This is a genomic window from Planotetraspora thailandica, from assembly GCF_016863335.1.
GTDB lineage: Bacteria > Actinomycetota > Actinomycetes > Streptosporangiales > Streptosporangiaceae > Planotetraspora > Planotetraspora thailandica.
Map to the genome: position 1 here is coordinate 74276 of NZ_BOOR01000061.1, position 10338 is coordinate 84613.

Below are 10338 nucleotides of genomic sequence, written 5' to 3' on the forward strand. Positions count from 1 at the left end.
GCGTGCTCCCGGGGGGTGTAGTTAACAGGATCGTCACAATACCGACCGGTAGGTACGGGGGCCAGAGTCCCCACTCTGACTTGCATGCCCATGCCCGGCATTGCATACTCGCTACTGAGCAAGAACATGAGCTTGCTCGCATACTCATGCAAGGGGGTCCGGATGAGAGCGGCGATCGCCGGAGCGAGCGGATACGCCGGAGGAGAGCTCCTGCGTCTGCTGCTCGGGCATCCCCTGGAGATCGGAGCGCTGACCGCGGCGTCGAGTGCCGGCAGCCTCCTCGGCGCGCACCAGCCCCACCTACCGTTGCTCGCCGATCGCGTGATCGAGCCGACCACCGCCGACGTGCTGCGCGGCCACGACGTGGTCTTCCTGGCCCTGCCCCACGGGCAGTCGGCCGCCGTCGCGACCGAACTCGGCGACGGCGTGCTCGTCGTCGACTGCGGCGCCGACTTCCGCCTCGCCGACCCCGCGGAGTGGGAACTTTTCTACGGCGGCGCCCACGCGGGCACCTGGCCGTACGGGCTGCCCGAGTTGCCCGGCCAGCGCGACCTGCTGCGTGGAACCCGCAGGATCGCGGTGCCCGGCTGCTATCCCACGGCGGTGACGCTCGCCCTGTTCCCCGCGTTCGCTGCGGGGCTGGTGGAGCCCGACGTCGTGGTCGTCGCGGCGAGCGGCACGTCGGGCGCGGGGAGGTCGCCCAAGGTGAACCTGCTCGGCAGCGAGGTGATGGGCTCGGTCAGCGCCTACGGGGCCGGCGGCGCGCACCGGCACACCCCGGAGATGGTGCAGAACCTGTCCGCCGTCGCAGGCCGCGAGGTCCGGGTGTCCTTCACCCCCACGCTCGCGCCCATGAGCCGCGGCATCCTCGCCACCTGTACGGCTCCCGCCGCGCCCGGCCTGACGGCCGCCGGGCTCCGGGAGACGTACGAGACGGCCGTCAAGGACGAGCCGTTCCTCCACCTGCTCCCCGAGGGCGCCTGGCCCGCCACCGCGATGACGTTGGGCGCCAACACGGCGGTCATGCAGGTCGCGCTGGATGAGCGGGCCGGCCGCGTCGTCGTCGTCATCGCCATCGACAACCTCACCAAGGGCACGGCGGGAGGCGCGATCCAGAGCGCCAACCTCGCTCTCGGCCTGCCGGAGGAAGCCGGCCTACCTCTTAATGGAGTCGCCCCATGAGACAGCGCACAACAAGCCCGCTGGCGGAGTGCCCCATCCATGACGGGAGTGCGAGCGCATGAGCGTCACCGCGCCTTTGGGCTTCCGCGCCGCGGGAGTGGCCGCCGGCATCAAGAGCAGCGGCGACCGCGACCTCGCGCTCGTGGTCAACGACGGCCCGTCCCGTGCGGCGGCCGGCGTCTTCACTGCCAACCGCGTCAAGGCGGCGCCCGTGTTGTGGTCGGCCCAGGTTCTGAGCGGCGGCCGGGTCGGGGCGGTCGTGCTCAACTCCGGCGGGGCCAACGCGTGCACCGGCCCGGCAGGCTTCCAGGACACCCACACCACCGCCGAGAAGGTCGCCGGCGTCCTGGGTGACTCCGCCGCCGAGGTCGCCGTGTGCTCCACCGGCCTGATAGGCGAGCGACTGCCCATGGATCCGCTCCTCGCCGGGATCGACGTGGCCGCCGCCCAGCTGTCCAGGGACGGCGGGCTGGCCGCGGCCGACGCCATCCGGACGACCGACACGGTCAGCAAGATCTCCTTCCGGCGCGGTGAGGGCGGATACATGGTCGGCGGCATGGCCAAGGGCGCTGGCATGCTCGCCCCGGCCCTCGCCACCATGTTGTGCGTGCTCACGACCGACGCCGAGATCGCCCCCGAGGACCTCGACAAGGTGCTGCGGGCCGCGACCGCGGTGACGTTCGACCGCCTCGACGCCGACGGCTGCATGTCCACCAACGACACCGTGCTGCTGCTCGCCAGCGGTGCCTCCGGCGTGCGGCCCGACCTGGCCGAGTTCGAGAAGGTCGTCACCGGCGTGTGCGCCGACCTCGCCCGCCAGCTCCTGGTCGACGCCGAGGGGGCCACCAAGGCCATCGCGATCGAGGTGGTGGGCGCCGCGTCCGAGGAGGACGCGGTGACCGTCGGCCGCGCTGTCTCCCGGTCGAACCTGTTCAAGTGCGCCATCTACGGCGAAGACCCCAACTGGGGCCGGGTGGTCAGCGCGGTCGGCACCACGGACGCGGAGTTCGACCCCGACCGGCTCAACGTGGCGATCAACGGCATCTGGATCTGCCGCGGCGGCGCGGCCGGCGACGACCGGTCCAAGGTCGACCTGCGCCCCCGCGACGTGACCGTGACCATCGACCTGTCCGCGGGGCCACACTCGGCGACCGTCCACACCACCGACCTCAGCGCGGCCTACGTGCACGAGAACTCGGCGTACTCGTCATGAGCAGCAGGGCGAACGGAGCCATGGACAAGGCCCACACGCTGATCGAGGCGCTGCCCTGGCTGGCGCGCTTCCACGGCGCCACCGTCGTCATCAAGTACGGCGGGAACGCGATGACCGAGGAGCACCTTCGGGCGAAGTTCGCCGACGACGTGGTGTTCCTCAGGTACGCCGGGCTGAAGCCGGTCATCGTGCACGGCGGCGGGCCGCAGATCCAGGCGCAGCTCGACCTGCAGGGCATCGACAGCCACTTCGTGTCCGGGCTGCGGGTCACCACGCCCGAGGCGATGCAGGTGGTCAGGATGGTCCTCGTCGGCCAGGTCAACCGCGACGTGGTCGGGCTGATCAACCGGCATGGGCCGTTCGCGGTCGGCATGTCGGGCGAGGACGCCCACCTGTTCACCGCCGAGCGCAAATACGCCGTCGTCGACGGAGTCAAGATCGACATCGGCCAGGTGGGGGAGATAGTCAATGTCGAGGCGGGAGCCGTACAGGCACTGCTCGACGACGGGCGCATCCCTGTGGTGTCGTCGATCGCCCGCGGTGCGGACGGCGAGATCTACAACGTGAACGCCGACACGGCCGCCGCAGCCCTTGCCGTCGCGCTCAGGGCCTCCAAGCTGATCGTCCTCACCGACGTCGAAGGCCTGTACGCCGACTGGCGGCCCGACGACCCAGGTCTGGAGGTGATCAGCCGGATCAGGGCGTCCGAGCTGGCGGGCCTCCTCCCCGGCCTGTCCAGCGGCATGGTGCCCAAGATGGAGGCGTGCCTGACGGCCGTCGAGGGCGGCGTCCCGCAGGCGCACGTGCTCGACGGGCGGGCACCCCACGCACTGCTGTTGGAGATCTTCACCGACGAGGGCATCGGCACCATGGTCCTGCCCGACACCGACGACTTCGCCAAGGAAACGGGGGTCGCGCCATGAGCCAGTCCGCTGCGCTGCGCGAACGCTTCGAATCGGCCTTCATGCCCAACTACGGCGTGCCTCCCGTGGCGATCGCACGGGGCGCCGGCTGCGTGGTCTGGGACGCCGACGGCAGGCGATATCTCGACCTGATCGGCGGCATCGCGGTGAGCTCGCTCGGCCACGCCCACCCCGCGCTCGTCGAGGCCGTGTCCCACCAGGTGGCGACGCTCGCCCACACCTCGAACCTGTTCCTACACGAGCCCGAGGTATTGCTCGCCGAGCGGCTCCTCGGCCTGCTGGGGCAGCCGGCCCGGGTCTTCCTGGCCAACTCCGGCACCGAGGCCAACGAGGCGGCGCTCAAACTCGCCATCAAGTACGGCAAGACCCACGGAAAGACCTATTTCGTCGCCGCCGAGATGGGCTTCCACGGGCGCACGCTCGGCGCGCTGTCGCTGACGGGCAAACCCTCGATCCGCGACCAGTTCGGCCCCTTCCCGATCGACGTCAGGTTCGTCCCGTACGGCGACGCCGACGCGCTGAAGAACGCGGTGACGCAGGACTGCGCGGCCGTGTTCCTGGAGCCCACGCAGGGCGAGGCGGGGGTCGTGCCGCCGCCCGACGGCTACTTCCGCGCCGCCCGCGAGATCTGCTCGGCGACGGGCGCGCTGCTGGTGGCCGACGAGATCCAGTCGGCGATCGGGCGCACCGGCCACTGGTTCGCCCACCAGGCGGAAGGGGTCGTGCCCGACGTCCTGACCCTGGCCAAGGGACTCGGGGGCGGCCTGCCGATCGGTGCCTGCATCGGATTCGGTGAAGCGGGAACGGTATTCGAGAAGGGAGACCACGGGTCGACCTTCGGCGGCAACCCGGTCTCGTGCGCCGCCGCCCTGGCCGTGCTCGGCACGATCGAGCGCGACGGGCTGCTGGAGCACGTGAAGCGCGCCGGGCGCATGCTCGGCGACGGGATCGCCGCCGTCGACCACCCGCTGCTCGCCGGAGTGCGCGGGCGGGGGTTGTGGCTGGCGATCGTGCTCACCGCCGAACGCTCGGCCCAGGTGCAGGCCGCGGCCCAGGAGGCCGGCTTCCTGGTCAACGCCCTGCAGCCCGACGCCGTACGGCTGGCCCCACCCCTCGTGATCACCGATGCGGAGATCGAGTCCTTCCTCGCCGCATTGCCCGGCATCCTGGAGGCCGCGAATGAATGACCACGATCCAGCGCAGATCAGGCCCCGCGCGGACTCGGCGCGAATTGGACACCGCGCGGACTCGGCGCAGATCAGACACTTCCTGCGGGATGACGACCTGTCGCCGGCCGAACAGGCCCAGGTGCTCGACCTCGCCGAGGCGATGAAGAAGGACAGGTACGGATACCGCCCCTTCGAGGGCCCGGCGACCGTGGCGGTGCTGTTCGACAAGCCGTCGACCCGCACCCGCCTTTCCTTCGCGGTCGGCATCGGCGAGCTCGGCGGCCTCCCGTTGATCATCGACGGCGGCGCGTCGCAGATGGGCAGGGGCGAGCCGATCGAGGACACCGCCCGCGTGTTGTCGCGGCAGACGGCGGCCATCGTGTGGCGCACCTCAGGGCAGGAGCGCATCGAGGCGATGGCCTCGGCCTCGGCGGTGCCGGTGGTCAACGCGCTGACCGACGAGTTCCATCCGTGCCAGATCCTCGCCGACCTGCAGACCGTCAGGGAGCACAGGGGCGCGCTGCGCGGGCTGACCCTGACCTACGTGGGCGACGGCGCCAACAACATGGCGCACTCCTACCTGCTCGGCGGTGCGACGGCCGGGATGCACGTGCGGATCGGGGCTCCCGCGGGATACATGCCCGACGCGCTGATCCTCGACCAGGCGGCCGAGATCGCGGCCTCGACGGGCGGCTCGGTGTCGGCCGTGAGCGATCCGGCGGCGGCGGTCTCCGGGGCGCACGTGGTGGCCACCGACACGTGGGTGTCGATGGGCCAGGATGGAAAGGAGGAGCGGATCGCGGCGTTCGGTCCCTTCCAGGTGAACGCGGAGCTGCTTGCGAAGGCGGCCCCCGACGCCATCGTGCTGCACTGCCTGCCGGCCTACCGGGGGCTGGAGATCACGGAGGAAGTGATCGACGGCCCGCGTAGCGTGGTGTGGGACCAGGCCGAGAACCGGCTGCACGCGCAGAAGGCGCTGCTGCAGTGGCTGGTGTCGCGAAGTGAGGGAGTCCCGTGACCATTCCGCTGACCAAGGCCGCGCGCCACGCTCGCATTGTGGACCTGCTCACCCGGCACAAGGTCCGCTCGCAACCCGAGCTGGCCAAGCTGCTGGGCGAAAGCGGGGTGGAGGTGACCCAGGCGACGTTGTCACGCGACCTCGACGAGCTGGGGGCGCTGAAGCTGCGGGCCGACGACGGCACGCTGGTCTACGCCTTGCCGGGGGAGGGTGGCAGCCGCATTCCGCGCTATCGGGCGGGGAACGTCAACGGCTCGCTGGAGAATCCGGACGCCCGGCTGAGGAGGATCGCCGAGGAACTCCTGGTGTCGGCGGAGGCGTCGGCCAACCTGGTGATCCTCCGTACGCCTCCAGGGGCGGCCCAGTTTCTGGCCTCGGCGATCGACCACGCGGGCTGGGAGTCGATCCTCGGCACGGTGGCGGGCGACGACACGATCCTCGTGATCAGCCGGGATCCGTTAGGTGGTGCGGCTCTGGCGAGCAGCCTGCTCACCCTGACCGCCCGCCGCCCGAACGCCTGATCCGGCGCCGTCCGCCCGGGGCGGACGCCAGAGCTGACACTTCCGGCCGCCGTCCGGTTCTCCTACGGGACCGGGGCACAGGTCGGCTAAGGTCGCGGATGAGTCCGGTGCGGCACGATGCCGTACGACGTGTCATGTCAGGAACGGAAAACACGCCGGCACGACAGGCCGGCGACACGCGGGGCCGTTCCGTCCGCCGGGGCACGCGGCGGAAGAGAACCAGGGCGAGGACCGCGGCAGGGCAGGCGGGACTCTCCTCGCCGGCAAAGTTGGAATCGGAGGAGGAAAGACGGTGGCGGACAACAAGCCGATGCGGCTTTGGGGCGGCAGGTTCGAGGGGGGACCCGCGGACGCGCTCACACGCCTGTCGGTGAGCGTGCAGTTCGACTGGCGGCTCGCGCCGTACGATCTGCTGGCCTCGCGCGCGCACGCCCGCGTGTTGCACCGTGCCGGGCTGCTGACGCAGGAGGAGCTCGAGCGCATGCTGGGCGCGCTCGACGACCTGGAAAGCGCCTGCAAGAGGGGCGACTTCCGCCCGACCGTGGCCGACGAGGACGTGCACACCGCGCTGGAGCGGGGCCTGCTGGAGCGCCTCGGCTCGCTCGGCGGCAAGCTGCGCGCCGGCCGCAGCCGCAACGACCAGGTCGCCACCGACTTGCGGCTCTACCTCCGCGATCACGTACGGACCGTCGTCTCCCGGCTGGTCGAGCTGGAGACGGCGCTGATGAGCCAGGCCGAGGAACACGCGGCGACCGCCGCGCCCGGCATGACGCACCTGCAGCACGCCCAGCCGGTGTCGTTCGGCCACCAGCTGCTCGCCCACGTGCACGCCATCACCCGCGACGTGGACCGGCTGAAGGACTGGGACCGGCGCGCGGCCGTCTCGCCGCTCGGCTCCGGGGCGCTCGCCGGCTCCTCGCTGCCGCTCGACCCGGCCGCGGTCGCTGCCGAGCTCGGCTTCGACGCCGCCGCGCCCAACTCGATGGACGCGGTCGCCGACCGCGACTTCGCCGCCGAGTTCCTCTTCTGCGCGGCGATGATCGGGGTGCACCTGTCGAGGCTCGGCGAAGAGATCGTGCTGTGGGCCTCGCAGGAGTTCCGGTGGATCGAGGTGGACGACGCCTATTCCACCGGCTCGTCGATCATGCCGCAGAAGAAGAACCCCGACGTCGCCGAGCTGGCCAGGGGCAAGAGCGGCCGTCTGATCGGGTCGCTGATGTCCCTGCTCACGACCCTGAAGGGCCTTCCGCTCACCTACAACCGCGACCTCCAGGAGGACAAGGAGCCGGTCTTCGACGCCGTCGATACGCTGCTCCTCGTGCTCCCCGCCGTATCCGGCATGGTGTCCACGATGCGGGTGAACACGGCCAAGCTCGCGGCCAGTGCCCCTGAGGGCTTCGCGCTCGCGACCGACCTCGCCGAGCTGCTCGTACGGCGCGGCGTCCCCTTCCGGGACGCGCACGAGGCGGTCGGCCACCTGGTGGTGTGGTGCCAGGTCAACGACAAGGATCTGGGCGATCTCACCGATGAGGAGCTCGCGAAGGTCTCCCCGCACTTCGCCGCGGAGCCGTCCGCCGCGTCCGACGGGACACCCGGCGTGCGCGACGTCCTGAACGTGCAGGGCGCCCTGGCGGCCCGCAGCGCCTTCGGCGGCACCGCGCCCGACCGCGTGCGCGACCAACTCGCCATGCTGCGCGAGACCGTGGACGGCCAGGCGGCATGGGCGAGCGGCAACTGACGGGGTCACGCGACCTCGCCGCGGGGCCCGCGCTCGGCCGCGACTTCTTCGACCGGCCTTCCGAGCAGGTCGCGCCCGACCTGCTCGGCCGGGTGGTCGTGCACGGCCCCGTGGCCGTGCGGCTGACCGAGGTCGAGGCGTACGGCGGGCCCGGGCAGGACCCGCCGTCGCACACCTACCGGGGGCGCACACCGCGCAATTCCGTCATGTTCGGCCCGCCCGGGCACGTCTACGTCTACTTCACGTACGGCATGCACTTCTGCGCGAACCTCGTCTGCATGCCGGAGGGCGCCGGCTCGGCCGTGCTCTTACGGGCAGGCGAGGTGATCGCCGGGGTGGACGTGGCGAGATCACGGCGCCTCCCGAGTGGATCGTCGAAGACCATCGCGAGCCGTGATCTTGCCAGGGGGCCGGCGAGGCTCGCCACCGCGCTCGGGCTGGGCCGGGAGCACAACGGGCTGGACTGCTGCACGGGAGGGGCGCTGACGGTGCTCGTGGGGGAGCCGGTGGATCTTGACCTGGTCAAGGCGGGCCCGCGGACCGGAGTCTCCACCGGAGCCGAGACTCCGTGGCGGTTCTGGATCGACGGAGATCCCACGGTCTCGCCCTACCGTCCCCACGCGCCGCGCAGGCGGGCACAGGCCTGAAGTGACCCGTGGGCCGGATATCGAGTGGCGGTAGGGTTTGGCCTCGGGCAGGCTTGTACGGGAGGCAGTGCCGTACATGACAAAACAGCATGTGCGGCAGGAGGCCGCACATCCATCGATGAGTGAGAGCCAGGACCGTGACCGCTTCTTCGGGCAACCTCGTCCCGACATCTGAGGGCGCCGACATCCTCGACGATCTGGAATGGCGCGACATCCTCGCGCAGACCACCGACGCCGACGCGCTGCGCGCCTCCCTGGCCGAGGGCCCGATCACGGTCTATGCGGGCTTCGACCCGACGGCTCCGTCGCTCCACGTCGGAAACCTCGCCACGCTGCTGATCCTGACGAGGTTCCAGCGGGCGGGCCACCGGCCGATCGGCCTGGTCGGCGGGGCCACCGGCCTCATCGGCGATCCGAGTGGCCGCAGCACCGAACGCGCGCTGAACTCCGAGGAGATCGTCGAGGAGTGGCTGGCGCGGATCAGGGTGCAGGTCGAGAAATTCCTGTCCTTCGACGAGGGTCCGGCGGCGGCGACGCTGGTCAGCAACCTCGACTGGACCGGGAACCTGTCGGCGATCGACTTCCTCCGCGACATCGGCAAGCACTTCCCGGTCAACCGCATGCTGGCCAGGGAGTCGGTGTCCGCGAGGCTCAGCGGAGAAGGGCTCAGTTACACCGAGTTCAGCTACCAGATCCTCCAGGCCAACGACTACCTGGAGCTCTACCGCCGGCACGGCTGCTCGCTCCAGATCGGCGGCAGCGACCAATGGGGCAACATCACCGCGGGTGTCGACCTGATCCGCCGGGTCGAGGGCGCACACGTGCACGCACTGACCGGGAAGCTGATCACCAAGGCCGACGGCACGAAGTTCGGCAAGACCGCGGGCGGCGCCGTCTGGCTGGATCCCGCGTTGACCTCGCCGTACGCGTTCTACCAGTACTGGCTCAACTCCGACGACCGCGATGTCGTGCGCTTCCTGAAGGTCTTCACGTTCAAGACCCGCGAGGAGATCGACGAGCTGGAGCGGTCGGTGAAGGAACGGCCGGCCGCGAGAGAGGCGCAGCGGGCGCTCGCGGAGGATCTGACGACGCTCGTCCACGGCGCCGATGAGCTCGCGCGGGTGATCGCCGCGTCACGGGCGTTGTTCGGCCAGGGATCACTCGCCGACCTGGACGCCAGGACTCTCGAATCCGCCCTCGCCGAGGTGCCCAAGGCCACGCTCTCCTCGCTCGGTGCCTCCTTCGTGGACCTGCTCGTCGACAGCGGTCTGGTCGAGTCGAGATCGGCCGCTCGGCGGGCCATCAAGGAGGGCGGGGCATACCTCAACAACGTGAAGATCGCCGACGAGGAGTATGTGCCCTCGGTCGATGACCTGCTGCGTGACCGGTTCCTCGTGCTGCGGCGCGGCAAGAAGACCATCGGCGGCGTGGAGCTGGTCTGATCCGATCCGTACGGCAGCCGCCCCGGTGTCTTCGGACCCGGGGCGGCTTCGTTGTGGTCAAGAATCCTTGTGAGCGGGGTAACAGTCTTGTGGCGATGGGCACGATTAGGTCGCGATCAGTGCCCTGACCTGCGGTTTCTTGCAGGGTGCTCTGATTTGACGAGAGCGTGAGAGTTGCCTAATGTTTCCTTCGCCCCGGAGACGCGGGACGCCGACAAGGCGGCCGGACTCCGGAAGGCAAAGCCACTCAGACAAACATCCAGATGCGGTGTTCACACTTCATCCGGTTGGTCGTGGTCTGTCCGAACTCTAGGGTTTTGACATCTTGCGACCGAGAATGTAAGTTGGAATGGTTGCCCCGGAGACGGGGCGGTCCTCCTCGGGAGGGTGCTGAGACATCGTACGGCCGGCTCGGTCGTCACGGGTCGGGCTTCCCCGAGAGTGGGACAAGGCGGAAGTTCAACGCCCTTGATCATGTAACCTTC

Annotated in this window: 9 protein-coding genes; all 9 read left to right on the forward strand. The window is 70.2% G+C overall.

Annotated elements, in window-relative coordinates; all coding sequences use genetic code 11:
- Window positions 1-162 precede the first annotated feature (162 nt).
- The 9 genes from argC to tyrS all read left to right on the forward strand — a co-directional run bounded on the left by argC (window position 163) and on the right by tyrS (window position 9853).
- Window positions 163-1182, forward strand: a complete 1020-nt coding sequence (gene argC, locus Pth03_RS32815) for an N-acetyl-gamma-glutamyl-phosphate reductase (protein WP_203948325.1) — start codon at window positions 163-165, stop codon at window positions 1180-1182.
- Between the two features lie 58 nt (window positions 1183-1240).
- Complete coding sequence (argJ, locus tag Pth03_RS32820; RefSeq protein WP_203948326.1) at window positions 1241-2395, forward strand: bifunctional glutamate N-acetyltransferase/amino-acid acetyltransferase ArgJ; 1155 nt, start codon at window positions 1241-1243, stop codon at window positions 2393-2395.
- A complete protein-coding gene (gene argB / locus Pth03_RS32825; protein WP_203948327.1) occupies window positions 2392-3318 on the forward strand; it encodes an acetylglutamate kinase in 927 nt (308 codons plus the stop codon). Before argJ ends, argB begins: the two co-directional genes overlap by 4 nt.
- The gene (locus Pth03_RS32830) at window positions 3315-4505 is read left to right on the forward strand and encodes an acetylornithine transaminase (RefSeq protein ID WP_203948328.1); all 1191 of its coding nucleotides are present in this window, start codon (window positions 3315-3317) and stop codon (window positions 4503-4505) included. The genes argB and Pth03_RS32830 overlap by 4 nt, the downstream gene beginning before the upstream one ends.
- On the forward strand, window positions 4498-5505 hold the full coding sequence (gene argF, locus Pth03_RS32835; RefSeq protein WP_203948329.1) for an ornithine carbamoyltransferase: 1008 nt from the start codon (window positions 4498-4500) through the stop codon (window positions 5503-5505). Before Pth03_RS32830 ends, argF begins: the two co-directional genes overlap by 8 nt.
- Window positions 5502-6026 (forward strand): arginine repressor, encoded by a 525-nt coding sequence (locus tag Pth03_RS32840; RefSeq protein WP_203948330.1) that lies wholly within the window; start codon window positions 5502-5504, stop codon window positions 6024-6026. Before argF ends, Pth03_RS32840 begins: the two co-directional genes overlap by 4 nt.
- Window positions 6027-6336: 310 nt before the next feature.
- Complete coding sequence (argH, locus tag Pth03_RS32845; RefSeq protein WP_203948345.1) at window positions 6337-7764, forward strand: argininosuccinate lyase; 1428 nt, start codon at window positions 6337-6339, stop codon at window positions 7762-7764.
- Window positions 7746-8411, forward strand: a complete 666-nt coding sequence (locus tag Pth03_RS32850) for a DNA-3-methyladenine glycosylase (protein ID WP_203948331.1) — start codon at window positions 7746-7748, stop codon at window positions 8409-8411. Before argH ends, Pth03_RS32850 begins: the two co-directional genes overlap by 19 nt.
- A 137-nt stretch (window positions 8412-8548) precedes the next feature.
- The gene (gene tyrS / locus Pth03_RS32855) at window positions 8549-9853 is read left to right on the forward strand and encodes a tyrosine--tRNA ligase (protein ID WP_239119544.1); all 1305 of its coding nucleotides are present in this window, start codon (window positions 8549-8551) and stop codon (window positions 9851-9853) included.
- Window positions 9854-10338: the final 485 nt, after the last annotated feature.

Excerpts from the sequence above, each read along its gene's own strand:
- argF (WP_203948329.1), top strand. The coding sequence starts at position 4,498 with ATGAATGACCACGATCCAGCGCAGATCAGGCCCCGCGCGGACTCGGCG.
- argB (WP_203948327.1), top strand. The coding sequence starts at position 2,392 with ATGAGCAGCAGGGCGAACGGAGCCATGGACAAGGCCCACACGCTGATC.
- Pth03_RS32850 (WP_203948331.1), top strand. The coding sequence starts at position 7,746 with ATGGGCGAGCGGCAACTGACGGGGTCACGCGACCTCGCCGCGGGGCCC.
- argH (WP_203948345.1), top strand. The coding sequence starts at position 6,337 with ATGCGGCTTTGGGGCGGCAGGTTCGAGGGGGGACCCGCGGACGCGCTC.
- argJ (WP_203948326.1), top strand. The coding sequence starts at position 1,241 with ATGAGCGTCACCGCGCCTTTGGGCTTCCGCGCCGCGGGAGTGGCCGCC.
- Pth03_RS32830 (WP_203948328.1), top strand. The coding sequence starts at position 3,315 with ATGAGCCAGTCCGCTGCGCTGCGCGAACGCTTCGAATCGGCCTTCATG.
- argC (WP_203948325.1), top strand. The coding sequence starts at position 163 with ATGAGAGCGGCGATCGCCGGAGCGAGCGGATACGCCGGAGGAGAGCTC.